This is a genomic window from Trichloromonas sp., assembly GCF_041583255.1.
Taxonomy (GTDB): domain Bacteria; phylum Desulfobacterota; class Desulfuromonadia; order Desulfuromonadales; family Trichloromonadaceae; genus Trichloromonas.
The window spans coordinates 1-18,903 of the sequence record NZ_JBFHGD010000042.1 but is presented as its reverse complement, the minus strand read 5'-3'; the positions used below and the strand labels follow the sequence as shown (position 1 = coordinate 18,903).

Here is an 18,903-nt window from a genome sequence, read left to right as displayed (position 1 = left end):
GGGCGTCTTCGAGCGTCCGCTTGTCCGTGCTGCGGGCGAACTCCGACTTGGTCGGTGAGAGATCAGTTCGATCGGCGTGGAGGACGCCTCGGCTGTCGCACATGAGGATGTGCTCGGGGCGCACGCCGAGCCCTCGAAAGAACCGGGCGGTGGCAATCCCGGCGGCGCCCGCCCCGATGAACACCACGGATATGTCTCCGATGTTCCGGTTGGTGAGCTCGAGTGCGTTCAGGAATCCGGCGGCACCGATGATGGCTGTCCCGTGTTGATCGTCATGGAACACGGGGATGTTCAGCTTCTCTCGCAAGGTTTGCTCGATGATGAAGCAATCCGGCGCCTTGATGTCTTCGAGGTTGATTCCCCCGACGGTCGGTTCGAGGAGCTCACAGAACTTGATGATGTCGGCGGGATCCGTGGTGTTCAGCTCGAGGTCGAAGACGTCGATGTCGGCGAACCGTTTGAAAAGCACCCCTTTGCCCTCCATGACCGGTTTGCCGGCCATGGCGCCGATGTCGCCGAGGCCGAGAACGGCCGTGCCGTTGGAGACGACCGCGACCAGGTTCCCCTTGGCGGTATATTCGTACGCCATGTCCGGGTTCTTTTCGATCTCCAGGCAGGGCTCGGCAACGCCGGGGCTGTAGGCAAGGGACAGGTCGCGGCTGGTGGCGCAGGGCTTGGTGGTGATGACTTCGATTTTTCCTTTACGACCTGAACTGTGATAATCCAGGGCTTCTTGTTTTTTTGACATGTTTGCAGTCTCCCTATAGATTCGCAATGTGTACAGTCTTTAAAAATACCCGATAAAAATCGGGTTTCCAGTGGTTGAGACGTTATTTTATTAATCAAGTCCGGATCGGGACGGCGAAGTGATCAGGAATAATTTTAGTTACAGTAAATATTAAGATAGGGCCAAGGAGGACACTCTGTCAAGAATAAAGAGCGGATATCAAACCCTGTTTAATTTTTTTTGCTTTATTGATCGTTGGAGCAAGAGCAATGCCAAGGGCCCGGTTTTGGCGCCCTTTCCAGGTGAACCGCTGATGGTTGGGTCTTTTGCGGTGATCGGCTGTTCAGGTGATTTGTGGTTGAAATTACTGTAAATATCAATTCCATGGAAAAGGTGGGCCGATTTTCGCCATAGATGGTTGGTTATCCGCCATACAAAAGCTGTTTCCTTTTTAAGAAAGTTGTTTCATGCTTTTTAAAGATTAAAAAAACGACCCGCAGAGAATGTTTTTTTTTCTGAATCCTTGTGGTACATTTTAACCATGATGAAAATTGGCGTTATTTCAGATACCCATATTCATGATTTGAAGCAGGGGGCCAGGCTGGCAGAGATGCTGCTCGACAACTGGTTCGCAGATATCGACATGCTTCTGCATGCCGGCGATGTCGTCAACCCGGCTTTCCTCGACCTGTTCGACGGGCTGCCCGTGCATGCGGTGCGCGGCAATATGGATTCCCCCCTGGGGGAAGCCCCGCTCCGGAGGATTCTCACCGTGGAGGGCTTTAGGATCGGCCTGGTGCATGGCTGGGGATCTCCGGCAACGCTGGAGCAGCGCTTGCTCCAGGACTTTCACGGTCTGTCCCTCGACTGCCTGGTGTACGGACACAGCCATGTTCCCGCCTGTCGGCGTACCCAGGGGGTTTTGCTGTTCAACCCGGGGAGCGCTGCCGACCGGCGCGGCGAGCCGGTTCATACGATCGGAATCCTGGATGTCGGCGAATCTATCGAAGGTCGCATTATCGCGATCGACTGAAATGCCGGCAGCGGAGTTGTCCTTATCCGGCATTCCATCTGCCGCCGCAGCGAAGCTGCCCCTCTGAATGAGCGCTCTTTTTCGTGGATCCTCATTTATTCTCATCCATCCCTTGATTCCCGTTACAAAACAGAATAATATTAGGCGATTTTGGCTTCTTTTTATTCTCCAATGAAAGGCTGGACGGTTCATGCTGGAAATATTTCAAAAAGGCGGACCCCTCATGTACCCGATCCTGCTCTGCTCGATCATGGCCCTGGCCATATTTCTCGAGCGGTTATGGACTTTTTACCGCATTCTCAGCGGAACCGATCGCCTGGTGCGTGAAGTCGAAAATCTCGCGGCCAATCGCCATATCGACGAAGCGCTGGTGGTCTGCCAGCGCAACGGCTCTCCGCTCGCCCGTATTTTTATCGCCGCCCTGCGCTCTACCGGGCGTTCAAGGGATCATCTCAAGACCGTGGTAGAAGAAGTCGGCAGCCGGGAGACCGCGCCCCTTGAGAAGTATCTCGGTCTGATGGGGACGATCGCTACGATTTCGCCCCTGCTTGGTCTGCTGGGGACCGTGCTCGGCATGATCGATGCCTTCACCGTGATCGCGACCCTTGGTGCCGGAACCCCCGCCACCCTCGGCGGCGGCATCTCCCAGGCATTGATCACGACGGCGGCCGGCCTGGCGGTTGCCATCCCCACGATCCTGCTGCACAAGTACCTTTCCAGCCGGGTCGACCGGATCGCCCTCGACCTCGAAGAATATTCCCTGCGTTTAGTCGATCTGCTGGGTGCCTGACGCATGGCCTTCCTGCGCAAACGGCGTGATGAGCCGAAAGTCGACTTGACCCCGATGGTTGACGTCGTTTTTCTGCTGTTGATTTTCTTCATGATTTCAACAACGTTCATAGAAACGCCCGGCCTCTCCATCAAGCTTCCTGAATCTTCCACCCAGGTGGCTGATAAGGAACCTGAAGAAATCAAGATCTACCTGTCAAAAAAAGGCGAGATATTCCTTGGTGAGACGGCGATGTCTACCGAGGCGCTGAAACGCCATCTGCAAGGGTACGGCAGTCGGGCCGACAAGATGATTTTTCTGCTTCTTGCCGACAAGGAGGCCCGGCACGGCCAGGTTGTTGAGCTGATGGACCTGGCCAAGGTCGCCGGTTTTTCCAAGCTGGCCATCGCCACCGAACAGAGGAAACAGTGAGGTCGGCGCAAGCAGCCATCGGTATCGATCTTGGCGGCACCAATTGCCGGGCGGCCCTGGTGACCTCGGCTGGACGAACCGGCGATGTGCTCAAGGTGGCGACCCGGATGGCGGATGGCTACAGCGGCTTTCTGGCGACTCTCGCCGAGCTCTGCGGGCGCCTGCTCGACGACTCGCGTGCCCGCGGCATGCGGGTTTCTGCCGTCGGCATGGGCGCCCCCGGCATCATCAGCCGGGAAGGGAGGGTACGGGTTTCGCCAAATCTTCCCGAGCTCAACGGGCAGGACCTGGCGGCTGACCTTGCTGACCGACTTGACCTGCCGACGGTAGTGATTAATGACGCCAACGCGATCTGCTGGGGAGAAGCGCTGTTCGGGGCCGGCCGCAGCTTTTCGTCTTTTCTGACGGTGACGCTCGGTACCGGAGTCGGCGGCGGCCTGGTGCTCGATCGCCGGATCTGGGCCGGTGCCGACGGGGCGGCCGGCGAAATCGGGCATCTGACCGTGGTGCCGGAGGGACGTCCCTGCGGCTGCGGAAACCGGGGCTGCCTGGAGCAGTACGCTTCGGCTCGTGGCATAGTGCTTGCTGTTCTTGAACGATTGGCGGCCGGGCAGAAGAGCTCGCTGGCTGAACTGGCTGCGGCTGATCTGACCAGTCTTGAAGTCGCCGCGGCGGCCCGCAGCGGCGACGCGCTTGCCCTGGCGGTCTTTGCAGAAGCCGGCCGCGCACTCGGCCAGGCCCTGGCCGGGGTGGCCAACCTGCTCAATCTCGACGGAGCAGTCGTTACCGGAGGCGCCAGTGAAAGCTTCGACCTGATGCTGCCGCTGGTGTCAGAGGAAATCCGGCAGCGGGCTTTCGAGGTATCCGGGCGACGGCTGCAGATTGTTCGCGGCGAACTCGGCGATGACGCAGGCATCCTGGGCGCGGCCGGCATGGTCTTGAATTGAATTCGGCGTCACCTTCATTATCGGATTATCGGAGCACCCGCGATTCGGTTGGTCCGGGACAGCCGGGGAGGCAGATCGTTATAGGAAACGGTAGATTTTTCTTGACCTGTCAGGGGTGGCTGGCTAGGCTGACAAGCGGTCCACCCGGTGTCACATGGATTACGAAAACAGGCCGTTACTTCAGGGGGATAGAGAATGAGCTCAGGCAACACGGCGACTCGCATTAACCGTAGCTGGCTATTCGGCATCAGTGGTCTTTGTCTTGGGATCAGCGCCCCGATCGGTTGGCAGGTGCTGCGCCTGCTGCTGTTCTGGCAGGAAGGGCAGGGACTCTGGGCGCAGGTGAAGGGCGATATCCTTCGTTCCGGCGAAAGCCTGGCCCTGTTCCTCTACATGGGGGCGGGGACGGCCGTGGTGCTGGGGGTAACGGGTTTCCTCATCGGTCGCGGTGCGCAGCAGGTTCTCGAACGGGCACTCAGCCTCGATAAACTCAACCGGGTCGTGGCAGAGCAGAAAGAGTCTTTTGAGCGCCGCTTCAGAGACCTGAATAAAAGCATCAAGAATTTCCATTCCATCAATACCCATATCCAGAAATCGGTCAATGTCGAGGAAATACTGCGCCTGGCCGCCAACGGCCTGCACGAGATCCTCGGGTATGATCGCGTCAACATCCTGATGGTGACCGCCAACCGCGACGGGTTCGATTTCATGGCCAGCCGCGGCTGCGGCGGCGATTCGGTTCCCGGGGTCACGCTCCCCCTGGATGAGCGCTCCGGGGCCCTGTACAAGGCGGTTGTCGAAAAGCGGATTATTCTGGTTGATGACATCACCCAGATGCCCGACGATTTTCATCTCAAGCCCCCCTGTTCAGAGCTTTCCCAGTTACGCTCGAAAAACTTTGTTCTCTGCCCGATCATTGTGCGTGACGAGGTGGCCGGTCTTTTTGCGGTTGACAATAAAACCAAGAAAAAGCAGCTGGATGACACCGATGTCGACACGGTTAAACTCTTTGCCGACCAGGTGGCCTCATCCCTGAACAAGCTCAACCTTCTCGAAGCCGTCGAGAGCCTGACCGGCGAGCTGGAACACACCTTCGCCGAGTTCAGCAAGAACCGGAAGGAACATTCGCGTCTCGATGCCTCCCTCAAGGAGGCGACCGAGTCGACCGCCGAAGCGATCGTCGATATTTCCAGTGCCGCGGATGTCGTCCGCGAGGCTGTCGATGCGACCCGCTCCGCGGCCGGGGAAATTTCCGTCTCCATTGACCAGGTTTCAAGCAACCTGGTGCAGCTTTCCGATTTCATGGAAAATTCGGTCTCGGCCATGACCGAAATTTCCGCCACCATCAAATCGGTCGAAGAGAGCGGCGCCCGCTCCCACGAAATGTCGGAAGCCGTTAAGGCTAAGGCCGAAAGCGGGGTGCGCGCGGTCGTCGGGGTTATCTCGGGCCTGCAGGGGATCTCCGAAGCCGTTGAAGACGCGGTTAAAACGATCAATCGGCTGTCCCAGAAGGGGGAGGAAATCAACACCATTACCACGGTGATTTCCGAGGTGACCCAGAAGACCAACCTGCTGGCCTTGAATGCCGCCATCATCGCCGCCCAGGCTGGCGAGCACGGGCGCTCATTCGGCGTCGTCGCCGAAGAGGTGCGTGACCTGTCGCAGGAGACCGCCCAGTCGACCGGAGCCATCACCCGGATCATCGAAGAGCTGCAGGAATACACCCGCGAGTCGGTGGCGCACATCACCAAGACCCGCAAGCTGGTTCAAGAGGGGATGGGGCTGGGAACCGGCATGGAGCAGTCCCTTAGCCAGATCCTGGCGAGCGCGGGCACGGCGATGGATATGACCCACGATATCCGCAGCGCCACCCAGGAGGTTGCCCGCAGCGTCGAATCGATCACTTCGTCGATCGAAAAGGTCGGCGACATGTCCAGCCAGATTACGACCGCCTCATCCGAGCAGGCCGACGGCACGCGCAACATCGTCCAGTCGATCGAGGAAGTCAAGAACATGGCCGACGACATGGCTCTGGCCACCGAGCGGCAGAAACGCAACACCCTGAACATCGAGGTGGCGGTGACCTCGGTCAGCGACATGGTCAAACGGATTTTTGACGAAATGGAGCAGCGCCGTGAGGCCAGCAACAAGGTTATCGAGGATTTGCGCAGGTTGAAGGGGTGATGGCGTCGCAAAAAGCCCGCCCTACGGCGTTACGGTGTTTTTTCAGGACCTCGACCTGCCTGAGGTAGACCTTCGCCCCCGAAAAAAAACCAGACCTTGCAGGTCGAAGTTTTTGCTTAGCCATCGCAAGACTTTTCGCGAATGCAGCAAGGGTTGATAAGGCAAGAACTCAGGCAGGCATACCGGGGGCGCTTCAGGCGCCCCCTTTCATTTTTCCGTGTGGCAGTTCTGCCGTCCCGGGCATTCGGACCGCTGGCAGGGTTCGATGTGGATGGTGACATCCGAACCCAGGATTTCCCGTTCAATCTTTTTTTCCAGTTCGTCAGCGATGTCGTGAGCCTCTTTTACCGTCAGCTCTTTGCAGACGGTCAGGTGGAAATCCATGATTTTCTGGGACCCGGCCCGGCGAGTGCGCAGGTTGTGGTAGCCGATCAACTCGCCCCGGTGGGCTTCGATCAGGCCGGCAATCTCCTGGCGCAATCCATCCGGCAGTTCCGCATCGAGCACGTCGTGCAATCCGTTTCTCAGCAGCTTGACCGCCTCGTAGATAATGTAGAGGCCGACCAGGATCGACAGGGCCGGGTCGAGCCAGGGCAGATTCAGCCATGAAATGAGCGCCAGGCCGGCCAGCAGGGCCAGGTTGGTGTAGACGTCCATGGCGAAATGCAGGGAGTCGGCCTGCAGCGCCGAAGAATCGGTCGCTTTGGCAACCTTGCGCAGGTGGCGGGCGATGGCAAAGGAGGCGGCGGTACTGATCATGAGGACGGCCATGCCGCCACCGAGGCCTGTCAGTTCGACGCCGTCGCGCAGGCGGCGGATCGATTCAAAGATGATCCATGCGCCGGAGAGGGTTATGACGAGCGACTGGATAAGGGTGGCGACCGTTTCGTATTTGCCGTGCCCGAAAGGATGGGATTGGTCGGCAGGCTGATCGGCCTGGCGGATGGCCAGGTAATTGACGCCCGACATCAGAATGTCGAGCAGGGAGTCGACCGCCGAAGCGAGAACCGCCATCGAGCCGGTGGCCAGGCCGGTGATCAGCTTGAGAACGGCCAGCCCGCAGGCGGTGGCGATCGAAGCGCGGGCGGCCCTGATTTTGGCGGTGGCATGTGGCATCGGGTCAGTCTCCAGCGATGGCCGGAAGGGTCAGCTTTTCAGTGGGCAGTCGGCGTTCCATTGGAAATAGCCGTCATTTTCGATGGCGTAGAAGCTGTCAATGCGCCCCTGGTAGTAGGCCAGGTCGGCGCAGCTGCTTTGAACCTCTTGCAGCTGCTGACCGGAAACCAGGCCCAGGCTGCAGCTGTAGTCGTAGAAGGCCATGACCCCTTCGAGGATGCCGGTAAGCTCGGCCAGGTTCGGCTCCATGTTCTTGATGATGTACCAGTTGCCGGCGAATTGGCGAATGAGCTGGGCAGTGATGTCGAACAGGTTCACCCGGCGGTCGGGGATGAGGTACTCGCAGAGGAAGTAGCTGGCCCCGTAACAGAGGCGGCTGGCTTCTGCGGCGCTGAGTTCGTGGGTTTCGACCAGGTACAGGTAGCACTGTTTCAAGAGCCGCCCGCACAGTACGTCGGCGCGGACCTCGTCGTCGAGCGAACGGATGTCGTAATTATTCTTTGCGAAAATGTCCTGCTGCGAAAAGTCTGCTGAACTCATGTTGCCTCCTGACTGGCGCTTTATTAGCATTCCTGCTTGAGCCGGTCAAGGCTTTTGCTTGTCTTCCTGTCGCCGCGCCCCGGGAAACTGTTTACATGCCCTGGGGGGTCTGATAACATGTGCAGAATTAATCCGGAGCCCGCTGTCCCGGTCTCCGCACGTTTTTGCCACGCTTGGAAAATACCAGTATTCACTGATATATACGAGGTTTTTATCCGCATGTCCGGCAGTACCCCGATGATGCGCCAGTACCTGGAGATCAAGGAGCAGTATTCCGACGCCATCCTGTTCTTCCGTCTCGGCGATTTTTACGAAATGTTCATGGACGATGCGGTGACCGCATCGCGTGTTCTTGATATCACCCTGACCTCGCGCAACAAGGGAGCCGCCGAAGAGGTGCCCCTGTGCGGAATCCCCTATCACAGCTGTCAGCCCTACATCTCCCGACTGGTGGAAAACGGCTACAAGGTCGCCATCTGCGAGCAGGTCGAAGATCCCAGGGAGGCCAAGGGGATCGTGCGCCGCGAAGTGGTGCGGGTGGTGACTCCCGGCCTGGTGCTCGATACCGATACCCTGGAACCGAAGGAGAACAACTACCTGATGGCCGTCGCCGCCGGCCTGGAAGGGCGCTGGGGGCTGGCGGTACTGGACATCACCACCGGCGAATTCCGCCTGACCGAAGCGGCCGACCTCGAAGGGGTTCGCGGTGAATTGAGCACCTTCGCCCCCAGGGAAGTGCTGCTGGCCGAGGGGGAGGAAGGCGAGTTGGTGCGCAAAAGCCTGGCCGGCCCGCTGGCCGAGCGTCGGGTCGACTTGCTGCCGGAATGGGTGCTCGAGGCGGATCGGGCCGAACGCGGCCTGCTCGATTATTTCGGCTGCGCCACCCTCGAGCCTTTCGGCTGCGCCGGTTTGACCGGGGCGGTGCGGGCGGCCGGCGGGCTGCTCTATTATCTGACCGAGACCCAGAAGGGGGCGGTTTCGCACCTGCGGCCGCCGACGACCTTTCATACCCGCGACTACATGGTTCTGGACGAGGCGACCCGGCGCAACCTGGAGCTCACCGCCACCCTGCATGACGGCCGCCGCAAGGGCTCGCTGCTCGGGGTGCTCGATCGTACCGTCACCGCCATGGGTGGTCGCCGGCTCAAGCACTGGATCAGTCACCCGCTGGTCCGGGTCGAGGCTATCCGCGACCGCCATCGCGCGGTACAGGAGCTGGTCGAAAAGAGTCTGCTGCGCGACGACCTGCGAACCGCCCTTGACGGGATCTACGATCTCGAACGGCTCAACGGCAAGATTTCCATGGCCCACGCCAACGCCAAGGACCTGGTGGCGCTGCGGGCGTCTCTGGAGCGGCTTCCCGCGGTCCTCGACCAGTTGACGCTCTGCGAGAGCCCCCGCCTGCAGGCGCTGCGGGCTTCGGTTGATCCCCTTGACGATATTCTGCAGATCATCTGCGGCGGCATTGTCGACGAGCCGCCTTTCGTGCTGCGCGAAGGGGGGCTGATCCGCGACGGTTACGACCCGGCTCTCGACGAACTGCGGGCCATCAGCCGCGAGGGCAAGGGGTGGATCGCCCGTCTCGAGAGCCAGGAGAAGGAACGGACCGGCATCTCGTCGCTGAAGGTGCGGTTCAACAAGGTCTTCGGCTATTACATCGAGATCACCCGCAGCCACCTGGCCCGGGTTCCCGACGATTACCAGCGCAAGCAGACCCTGGCCAACGCCGAGCGCTACATCACGCCGGCTCTCAAGGAATATGAGGAAAAGGTGCTTGGCGCCGAGGAAAAACTGGTGCAGATCGAGTTTGACCTGTTTCAGCAGATCCGTCAGCAGGTGTCGATGCAGGGGGGACGGATTCAGGCCACCGCGGATGCCCTGGCCGAAATCGACGTCTTCACCGGTCTGGCCGACCTGGCCCACGACCGCAACTATGTCTGCCCCGAGATGGACGACAGCGGCGACCTGGTCATCAGCGAGGGGCGTCACCCGGTGATCGAGGCGATGAGCCTGTCCGAGCGATTCGTCCCCAACGACCTGGGCATGGATACCCGGGAAAACCAGATCCTGATCATTACCGGCCCCAACATGGCCGGCAAGTCGACCTTCATGCGCCAGGTGGCCCTGATCACCCTGATGGCGCAGATGGGCAGCCTGGTGCCGGCAAAAGCCGCTCGCATCGGCGTGGTTGACCGAATTTTCACCCGGGTCGGCGCCAGCGACAACCTGGCCCGGGGCCAATCGACCTTCATGGTCGAAATGACCGAAGCCGCCAATATTCTGCATCATGCTACCCCCCGTAGCCTTATCATTCTTGACGAAATCGGCCGCGGCACCTCGACTTTCGACGGCCTCAGTATCGCCTGGGCGGTGGCCGAATATTTGCATGATAATGCGGCGGTGGCGGCCAAGACCCTGTTCGCAACCCACTACCACGAGCTGATCGACCTGGCCCTGACCCGCGAGCGGGTGAAAAACTTCAACATCGCGGTCAAGGAATGGAACGAGCAGATCATTTTTCTGCGGCGAATCGTCAAGGGGGGCGCCAGCCACTCCTACGGCATCCAGGTCGCCCGCCTGGCCGGGTTGCCGCAGCCGGTCATCGAGCGGGCCCGGGAAGTGCTCAAAAATCTCGAGTCCGGTGAATTTGAAAGTGAGGGTGAACCGCGCCTGGCTCGCAGCAAGACCCGGAAAAAGCCTCTGTCGTCACCGCAGATGTCGTTGTTCGAATCAGCGCCCGATGCGCTTCGGCTCAAGCTTGCCGATATCGATATCAGCGTGTTGACCCCGCTGGAAGCCCTGAACCTGCTCGACGAGCTGAAAACCTTGGTGTAACGAATGAAATTGTTTCGCACAATAGCTTTGCTGCTGCTTTTGCTGACGCCCCTGCCGGCGCTCGCCGACGGTTCCGATGCGGCCTACCTGAAAGCCAAGGACAACTATCAATCGTTGATTAATTCGGCCAAGAAGCAGCTGTACCGGGATAACTGGGAAGCGGTCATCGGCGCCTTCATGGCCGTTGTCGACCGGTATCCCGACAGCAGCAGGGCACCCGACGGGCTGTACATGGCCGCACGCGCCTGCCGCGGCCTGTACGATGTCTCCCGGGTGTCATCGGATGCCCGGAGGGCGACGGAATATTACGACCGGCTGACGCAATCCTATCCCAGAAACTCGCTGGCTGACGATGCCCTGTTCGAATCGGCCCAGATTTACGAGGCGATTCTCGAGTCCAAGGCCGAGGCTTTTGTGCGCTACCAGGCGATCGTCGATCGTTACCCGAGCGGTGACATGCTGGCCAAAGCGAAGGGCCGGGCTGTTTCGCTGGTGGCGTACGCTCCGGCGCCCAAAGCCCTGCCGGCACCGGAGGTCAGCCCGCCTGCGCCAGTTGCCAAAGCGGGGGAAGCGGTGTTGACCGGAATCCGGCTCTGGTCCAACCCCGGGTATACCCGGGTGGTCATGGACCTCGAGGGGGCCGCCGAATTCAGCGCCAATTTTCTTCCGGCGAATCCGAAGGAGGGGGCCGATCCCCGGATCTACGTTGACATCAAGAAAACCGTTCCGGCGGCCGGGCTGACGGAAAAAACCCTGGTGCAGGACGGCCTGCTCCGCCAGGTGCGGTCCGGACGCTATGATGATTCGACCGTGCGGGTGGTGCTCGACCTGGTCAGCTTCAATAACTATAAGGTCTTTCCGCTGCAGGATCCTTTTCGCATTGTCATCGACGTGCTCGGTGAGGGAGCGCCCGCGCTCTCCTCGCAGGTGCCGGAAATCCGTTCCCGGCCGCCGGAGACCAAGGACGGTATCGCCAGGGTTCTCGATAAGGCTCCGGTCGAGGCGCCGTTGAAGGTGAACATCCCGGCCGTCAGCAGCCATCCGGGATTGCGTCGCATTGTCGTCGACGCCGGTCATGGCGGCAAGGATCCGGGGGCCGTCGGACCCAGCGGGCTGCTTGAAAAGGATGTTACTTTGGCCATGGCCCGGCAGTTGAAAAAGCAGCTGGAGGCCGAAATCGGCTGCGAGGTGATTTTGACCCGCGACCGCGACGTTTATCTCCCCCTGGAGGAACGCACGGCGATCGCCAACAAGGTCGGCGCCGACCTGTTTATCTCCATTCATGCCAACGCAGCCAAAAACCGCGAGGCCTACGGCGTGGAAACCTATTACCTCAACTTTTCGAAAAACGACAAGGCCGCGGCGGTGGCGGCCCGTGAAAACGGGACCTCGCTCAAGCAGGTTGGCGATCTCGAGCTGATTCTCTTCGACCTGATGGCCAATTCCAAGATCAACGAATCGAGCCGCCTTGCGGCGGAGATTCAAAAAGCCATGGTCGATGACCTCAGGCGGCACTATTCTGACATCCGCGACCTCGGTGTACGACAGGGGCCGTTTTACGTGCTGGTTGGCGCCACCATGCCCTCGGTGCTGGTCGAGGCCGCGTTTATCAGCAATCATCGTGAGGAATCCCGGCTGGCCACCTCCAAGTTTAAGGAAAAGACCAGTGCCGCCATCGTCAAGGGAGTCCGCAATTATGCTACTGACCTCAAGCTGATCGCAAACAAATGACCCTTGAATCTATGCCACAGACGCCGACTTTTTTTTCCCGCGAGCTCCTGACCGATCCGGCCATCCCCTATGATGAACGGCGCCGCCTGCTTTTGGAAGGCGCCCGCGCCTACCTCGAACATCACCGGGAGCTGATTCTCAAGGACCACCGCGGCGGGGCTTCCGGCCACCAGGTCGTCGGCAGCCTGACGTCGATGTTCGATACCCTGATCCGTAATCTCTACCGGAGTATCCTGGCGGACATCCCCCGCGAGGAGGTCGGCTCCTGTGCCCTGATCGCCATCGGCGGTTATGGCCGTGGGGAGCTGAATCCCAATTCAGACATCGACATCATGTTTTATTACAGCGGCAAGGACCAGCCCTTTGCCGAGCGCCTTTCCGAGCGCATGCTTTACCTGCTCTGGGATCTCGGGCTGGAAATCGGTTACAGCGTCCGCACTGAAAAAGACTGCCTGGATATGGCGGCCAAGGATATCACTGCGCGGACGGCTCTGCTTGATTCGCGCCTGCTGGTTGGCGACGAGGAGCTGTACAGCCAGTATGACCGCAGCGTCTTTCAGACGGTTCTGGCCCAGAACACCCGGGGTTTTATCCGCGAGAAAATGGAAGAGAACGACCGCCGCCTGCGCAAGTACGGGTCGTCGGTTTTTCTGCTCGAACCCAATATCAAGGAAGGCGAGGGCGGACTGCGCGACCTGCACACCGCATTATGGGTGGCCCGGGTCAAGTTCAAGGCCCGCAGCCTGCGTGAACTGATCATCAAGGGGGTCATCAACGAGCAGGAAGGAAGGGCCTTCGAGGACGCGCTCGATTACCTCTGGCGGATTCGCAATGAACTCCATTTTCTGTCGAACCGGAAAAACGACCAGGTTTATTTCGATCACCAGGAAAAGATTGCCCAGTTTCTCGGCTATGTCGACAATCGCAGGGCCCTGGCCGTCGAGCAGTACATGCAGGATTTCTATTCCCATGCCACCGAGACCGAACACATCGCCTCGAGCCTGATCAACAAGGCGGTGCAAATAAGCGACCCGGGCGGCAAAATCATCGGCTACTTTACCCGCCGCAGCGTGGATGACGGCTTCTATATCCTGCGGGGCGAGCTGCGGGCGACCGGCAACGATATCTTTGAAAAAGATCCAACCCGGATCATGAAAGCCTTCGTCCTTTCGCAGCGCCAGGGGGTGAAGCTGAGTGTTTCTCTCAAGAGCTTGATTCGCGACAGCCTGCCCCTGATTAATGACCGTGTCCGCCGTTCCAAAGCCATGAACGAAGGCTTTCTTACCATCCTCAGGCAGCCCCAGGGGATGACGGAAACCCTCAAGGACATGCATCACCTGCAGGTTCTCAACCGGTTTATCCCCGAATTCGGCCGGATCTTCTGCAAGGTTCAGCACGATGCCTACCACATCTATACGGTGGATATCCATTCGCTGTTCGCCGTTGAAGAAATCGCCAAGCTCTGGCTGGGAGTCTACCGGGAGAAGGATCCCCTGTTGACCAAGGTGGCCAACGACATCGAGAAGCGCGGCCTGCTGCTGCTGGCGGTGCTGCTCCACGATATCGGCAAGGGGGAGGGGAAGGATCATTGCAACAAGGGCGCCGACATGATTCCGACCATCGCCCGGCGCATGGGGCGCAACAAGGAGGACAGCGCCCGGCTCGAGTTCCTGGTGCGCCATCACCTGGAAATGTCCCATATCGCCCAGCGCCGTGACCTGCACGACGACAAGCTCATCATGCAGTTCGCCAAGACCATGGGCATGAGCGAAAACCTCAACATGCTCTACCTGCTGACCTATGCCGACCTCAGGGCGGTCGGTCCCGATGTCTGGTCCGACTGGAAGGGCTTTCTGCTCAAGGAATTATACGAAAAGACCTACCAGGTGCTCGAGCGGGGCAACTTCCAGCTCGAGCAGCGCTCGGAAAAGGTCCGTAACCGCAAGCGCAAGGTGGTGGATCTGCTTGAGGACGAATTCGGCAAACGGGCGATTCAGGACGCGCTCAAGGAGATGTCCACCCGCTACGTGCTGTCGAATCGTTCGGCGACCATCGCCGAGCACCTGCGCCTGCTTTTCAGCCGCAAAAACGGCGCCCTGGCCATGAAGGTCGAGCATGAGCCCCAGGGCAGGTATTCCCAGCTCTCCATCTCTACCGTCGATATTCCCGGCCTCTTTTCCAAGATCACCGGGGTGCTGGCGGCCAACGGGATCAACATCCTCGGCGCCCAGATCAACACCCTGAACAACGGCATCGCCATCGACGTGCTGCAGGTCAGCAGCGCCTCGGGCGACATCATCGAAAGCGATGTCAAGTGGCGCAAGGTCGAAGATGACCTGGTCTCCGTCATCCAGGGGCGGGTGCGGGTCGATGAACTGGTTAATAAGCGGCACCGTTCCAGCCTCATGCCCAGCCGGCCGCGCCCGAAGTTTTCCAACCGGGTGGAGATCGACAACGAGGTTTCTGACGAATACACCGTCATCGATATCTATGCGCAGGACCAGGTCGGCGTGCTGTACCAGATCACCAAGACGATCAAGGAGCTTGGTCTGTACATCGGGGTCGCCAAGATTTCCACCAAGGTCGACCAGGTTTCCGACACCTTTTACGTGCAGGATATCTTCGGCCAGAAGGTGCTGTTCAAGGATAAACTCGAGGATTTACGCAAGCGCCTGCTGGCCGGTCTCGACGAACTTTCCCCTGATGACAAGTAGGTAAATTGTTGCGTAAAAACGGGTTGCTGTGGACGCATTCCTTGACCAATTTCTGAGCTTTATCCTCGTGGAGAAAGGTCTGGCCGCGAACACCCTTGATGCCTACGGGCGCGATCTGGCCCGCTATGTCGGGTTTCTCGGCGACGAGGGCATTTCGACCCCCGGCCAGGTAACCCCGGCAACGGTATTGCGTTTTCTGACCAGGCTCAAGCAGGACGGGCTTTCGCCGCGCAGCCGGGCCCGGGCGCTGGTGTCGCTGCGCATGTTTCACAAATTTCTGCTGGCCGAAGGGGTTGCGGCGAACAACCCGACCTCGCTGATCGAGGCGCCGAAGAATGTCCGTTCGCTCCCGCATACCCTTTCGTTGGCCGAAGTCGATCGATTGCTGGCCGCACCTTGCGGTGACGATCCCCTCAGCCAGCGCGACCGGGCCATGTTTGAAGTGCTCTACGCCACCGGCCTGAGGGTGTCCGAACTGGTCGGTCTGCGCCAGCGCGACCTGCAGCTCGATGTCGGTTACCTGATGGCTTTCGGAAAGCGCAGCAAGCAGCGGATCGTTCCTTTGGGCGATGCGGCCAGCGACGAATTGCGCCTTTACCTGGCTCACGGACGGCCAGCCCTCGACAAAGACCTGGGGGTTCCGCAGATTTTTCTCAACCGGGCCGGCAGGGGGTTGACACGGCAGGGCTTCTGGAAGATTATTAAACGCCGCGCCCTGGAGGCGGGCATACTCAAGGACATCTCGCCGCATACGCTGCGGCATTCTTTTGCCACTCACCTGCTGGAAAACGGCGCGGACCTGCGCTCGGTGCAGACCATGCTGGGGCATGCGGATATTTCGACGACCCAGATCTACACCCATGTGACGCGGGAACGTTTGCGTAAAATTCACGAGCAGTGCCATCCTCGCGGTTGATGCTGCCGATTCATACGAGGAGATCATGAAGTATATTGTTTTGCTGGGCGATGGCATGGCCGACGAACCGCTCGAGGAACTGGGCGGGAAAACCCCTCTCGAGCATGCCAGGACGCCGCGCATGGACGCTTTGGCCAGGTCCGGGGAAACCGGCATGATGGAGACGGTCCCTGCGGGGTACCACCCGGGCAGCGACGTGGCCAACCTGTCGGTCTTCGGCTATGACCCGGCTGCCTGCTACAGCGGGCGTTCTCCCCTGGAGGCCGCCAGCATGGGGGTCGATCTTGCCCCGGATGACGTGGCTTTTCGCCTCAACCTGGTGACCCTGCTGCCCCATTACGGCAAGCTGTACATGGAAGACTTCTCGGCCGACCATATCACCACGGAGGAAGCTCGGGAGCTGGTCGACGCCCTGCAGGAAGAGTTCGGCGGCGACGAATTCCGTTTTTATCCCGGGGTCTCCTATCGGCACCTGATGGTGTGGAAGGGGGGACGCGACCAGCTGAAGTTCACGCCGCCGCACGACCTGACCCATCAGAGCATCGAGAACGACCTGCCCCAGGGGGACGGGGCCGACCTACTGATCAACCTGATGACCTCGTCCCAGATGCTGTTCAAGCACCACCCGGTCAATCGGCGCCGTGAGCAGGCCGGCAAGCTGCCGGCCAACTCCATCTGGCTGTGGGGGCACGGTCGGGCGCCGCACATGGAGTCGATGCAGGAGAAATTCGGTGTTTCCGGCGCGGTTATCTCGGCCGTCGACCTGATCAAGGGGATCGGCGTCTGTGCCGGTCTTGATGTGATCAATGTTCCCGGGGCCACCGGTTACATCGACACCAATTACGTCGGCAAGGCCGAAGCGGCGCTTGAGGCCCTGAAGACACGGGATTTCGTCTACCTGCATGTCGAGGCGCCCGACGAGGCGGCCCATGCCGGAAACCTCAAGGACAAGATCGAGGCCATCGAGGCTTTTGATGAAAAGGTGGTCGGCACCGTCATCGACGGCCTGCCGGAGCTCGGTGCCTACCGGGTGCTGGTCCTTCCCGACCATCCGACCCCGGTGCGCAAGATGACCCACACCCTCGATCCGGTGCCTTATGTCCTTTTTGGCTCGGCTAACGAGTTTCCTGCCATCGGCCAGGTGAACGGCTACAGTGAAAAACAGGCTCGGTCAACCGGCGTTTACCTCGAACGCGGGCATGAGATGATGCAGCGGTTAATTCGCAGGTAGATATTTTTTCACAATCATACCGAGGCGACCCGTTCGGGTCGCCTCTTTTTATGTGGAATTTTCCGTTGACTCGATTTGCTCATGTTTGCTAATTTCAAACAGTTGAGCAAACTGCCGGACGCCAATCGTGCCGGGAAATCTGTCGGGTAGGAATACCGTTGTGCCGAAAGTAGTCATCGATGAATTGCGCTGCAAGGGGTGCGCTCTTTGTACCACCGCCTGTCCGCGCGGCCTTGTGAAGATGAGTGACAAGATCAACCGGCAGGGTTTCATCCCTGCCGTCATTTCCGAAGCAGACCTCGAGCAGTGTACCTCCTGCGCCCTCTGTGCCCAGATGTGCCCGGATGTGGCGATCACCGTTTTTCGGGAAATCAAAAAATAACTGACGCAATTAACCAACCTGGAGCGCTGCGCGCGACGGCTGTCGGCGTGCGGTGCCCGGTTGTTCGGAGGTCGTTTTGCAAAAACGTCTACTGGTAAAGGGAAACGAGGCGGTAGCCATGGGGGCGATCGAGGCCGGCTGCCGTTATTATTTCGGTTATCCGATCACGCCGCAGAGCGATATTCCCGAGTACATCTCTCGTGAATTTCCCAAGGTAGGCGGGGTCTTTATCCAGGCCGAGAGTGAAATCGCCTCGATCAACATGCTGCTCGGCGCCAGCGCCTGCGGCGCCCGTGCCATGACCTCGTCCTCCAGTCCCGGGATCTCCCTCAAGCAGGAAGGGATTTCCTACATGGCCGGCAGCGAACTCCCCGGCCTGATCGTCAATATCTCCCGCAGCGGCCCTGGGCTTGGTGGCATCGACGCCTCCCAGTCCGATTATTTCCAGGCGGTCAAAGGGGGCGGGCACGGCGGCTATCACATCATCGTGCTGGCACCGAACTCGGTGCAGGAAATGTACGACCTGACCATGCTCGCCTTCGACCTGTCGGATCGCTACCGGGTGCCGGCGATGGTGCTCGGCGATTCGGTGCTCGGGCAGATGAAGGAGGCCCTGGTGCCGCACGCCTACGTTGCTCCCGGCGATCTGCCGGCCAAGGACTGGGCCGTGTCGGGCAAGGCCGGCCGACCGCAACGGGTGGTCAAATCCCTCTACCTGGGGGATGGCGAACTCGAGGAGCATAACTGGAAGCTGCATCGCAAGTACCGGGAACTCAAGGATAACGAGGTTCGTTACGAGGCCAGCTGCCTGGATGATGCGCATCTGGTGGTGACCGCTTTCGGCTCGACGGCGCGCATCGCCAAGACCGCTATCCGCATGGCCCGCGAGGAAGGCCTCAAGGTCGGCCTGCTGCGTCCGATCAGCCTCTTCCCGTTTCCTGAAAAAGCTTTCCTCGAGGCGACGACAACGGCCAAACGGGTGCTCTGTTTCGAGCTCAACGCCGGGCAGATGGTCGAGGATGTCCGCCTGTCGGTGGCGCGCGATGCCGATGTCTTCTTCTATGGCCGCCCGCCGGGAGCCGGCTCGCTGCCGACCCCGGAAGAGCTGCTGGCCCAGATTCGCATGCATTACAAGGACTGATCATGTCGACTGCAATGAAACAGGTTTTCTCGCACCCGGTTTCCCTCAAGGATATCCAGACCCACTTCTGCCCCGGCTGCCAGCACGGCACTATCCATCGGCTGGTCGCCGAGGCGATGGACGCCTTCGGCGTGCAGGATCGCACCATCGGGGTCGCTTCGGTCGGCTGCAGCGTCTTTCTCTACGGCTATTTCGATATCGATGT

Annotated in this window: 15 protein-coding genes and 1 pseudogene; 13 read left to right on the top strand and 3 right to left on the bottom strand. The window is 59.8% G+C overall.

Translation table 11 applies throughout. The features are described from left to right. On the bottom strand, positions 1-748 hold a 748-nt coding region (locus ABYV89_RS05375; protein WP_432821911.1), incomplete at its 3' end, for a malic enzyme-like NAD(P)-binding protein. 520 nt (positions 749-1,268) lie between these two features. On the opposite strand from ABYV89_RS05375, the gene ABYV89_RS05370 reads away from it, so the two are divergent. The 5 genes from ABYV89_RS05370 to ABYV89_RS05350 all read left to right on the top strand — a co-directional run bounded on the left by ABYV89_RS05370 (position 1,269) and on the right by ABYV89_RS05350 (position 6,092). Next, complete coding sequence (locus tag ABYV89_RS05370) at positions 1,269-1,760, top strand: metallophosphoesterase family protein (RefSeq protein ID WP_432821910.1); 492 nt, start codon at positions 1,269-1,271, stop codon at positions 1,758-1,760. A 223-nt stretch (positions 1,761-1,983) separates the two neighbouring features. Then, on the top strand, positions 1,984-2,550 hold the full coding sequence (locus ABYV89_RS05365; RefSeq protein WP_432821909.1) for a MotA/TolQ/ExbB proton channel family protein: 567 nt from the start codon (positions 1,984-1,986) through the stop codon (positions 2,548-2,550). Between the two features lie 3 nt (positions 2,551-2,553). Continuing rightward, complete coding sequence (locus ABYV89_RS05360; RefSeq protein WP_432821908.1) at positions 2,554-2,961, top strand: ExbD/TolR family protein; 408 nt, start codon at positions 2,554-2,556, stop codon at positions 2,959-2,961. Continuing rightward, positions 2,958-3,908: an ROK family protein gene (locus ABYV89_RS05355; protein ID WP_432821907.1), complete on the top strand. Its 951-nt coding sequence runs from the start codon at positions 2,958-2,960 to the stop codon at positions 3,906-3,908. Before ABYV89_RS05360 ends, ABYV89_RS05355 begins: the two co-directional genes overlap by 4 nt. 195 nt (positions 3,909-4,103) lie before the next feature. Beyond that, positions 4,104-6,092, top strand: a complete 1,989-nt coding sequence (locus tag ABYV89_RS05350; RefSeq protein ID WP_432821906.1) for a methyl-accepting chemotaxis protein — start codon at positions 4,104-4,106, stop codon at positions 6,090-6,092. A 207-nt stretch (positions 6,093-6,299) separates the two neighbouring features. Here the strand turns inward: ABYV89_RS05350 and ABYV89_RS05345 are convergent, their stop codons facing one another. Both ABYV89_RS05345 and ABYV89_RS05340 read right to left on the bottom strand, forming a co-directional pair. After that, positions 6,300-7,208: a cation diffusion facilitator family transporter gene (locus tag ABYV89_RS05345; protein ID WP_432821905.1), complete on the bottom strand. Its 909-nt coding sequence runs from the start codon at positions 7,206-7,208 to the stop codon at positions 6,300-6,302. Positions 7,209-7,238: 30 nt separating this feature from the next. Next, positions 7,239-7,748, bottom strand: a complete 510-nt coding sequence (locus tag ABYV89_RS05340) for a hypothetical protein (RefSeq protein WP_432821904.1) — start codon at positions 7,746-7,748, stop codon at positions 7,239-7,241. 219 nt (positions 7,749-7,967) lie between these two features. Between ABYV89_RS05340 and mutS the strand changes: the two genes are divergently transcribed. The 8 genes and pseudogenes from mutS to ABYV89_RS05300 form a co-directional block, all read left to right on the top strand. Beyond that, positions 7,968-10,583, top strand: coding sequence for a DNA mismatch repair protein MutS (gene mutS, locus ABYV89_RS05335; protein WP_432821903.1), 2,616 nt, complete (start codon positions 7,968-7,970; stop codon positions 10,581-10,583). Between the two features lie 3 nt (positions 10,584-10,586). Further along, on the top strand, positions 10,587-12,314 hold the full coding sequence (locus ABYV89_RS05330) for an N-acetylmuramoyl-L-alanine amidase (RefSeq protein WP_432821902.1): 1,728 nt from the start codon (positions 10,587-10,589) through the stop codon (positions 12,312-12,314). Then, complete coding sequence (glnD, locus tag ABYV89_RS05325; RefSeq protein WP_432821901.1) at positions 12,311-15,028, top strand: [protein-PII] uridylyltransferase; 2,718 nt, start codon at positions 12,311-12,313, stop codon at positions 15,026-15,028. The genes ABYV89_RS05330 and glnD overlap by 4 nt, the downstream gene beginning before the upstream one ends. A gap of 28 nt (positions 15,029-15,056) precedes the next feature. After that, a complete protein-coding gene (gene xerD, locus ABYV89_RS05320; RefSeq protein ID WP_432821900.1) occupies positions 15,057-15,944 on the top strand; it encodes a site-specific tyrosine recombinase XerD in 888 nt (295 codons plus the stop codon). 25 nt (positions 15,945-15,969) lie between these two features. Beyond that, positions 15,970-17,175, top strand: a complete 1,206-nt coding sequence (locus tag ABYV89_RS05315) for a cofactor-independent phosphoglycerate mutase (RefSeq protein ID WP_432821899.1) — start codon at positions 15,970-15,972, stop codon at positions 17,173-17,175. A gap of 160 nt (positions 17,176-17,335) precedes the next feature. Next, positions 17,336-17,557, top strand: a complete 222-nt coding sequence (locus tag ABYV89_RS05310) for a 4Fe-4S binding protein (protein ID WP_432821898.1) — start codon at positions 17,336-17,338, stop codon at positions 17,555-17,557. Between the two features lie 76 nt (positions 17,558-17,633). Then, positions 17,634-18,698 (top strand): 3-methyl-2-oxobutanoate dehydrogenase subunit VorB, encoded by a 1,065-nt coding sequence (locus ABYV89_RS05305; RefSeq protein ID WP_432821897.1) that lies wholly within the window; start codon positions 17,634-17,636, stop codon positions 18,696-18,698. Positions 18,699-18,712: 14 nt separating this feature from the next. Then, positions 18,713-18,903 (top strand): annotated as a pseudogene (locus tag ABYV89_RS05300) (thiamine pyrophosphate-dependent enzyme); the annotation flags it as partial.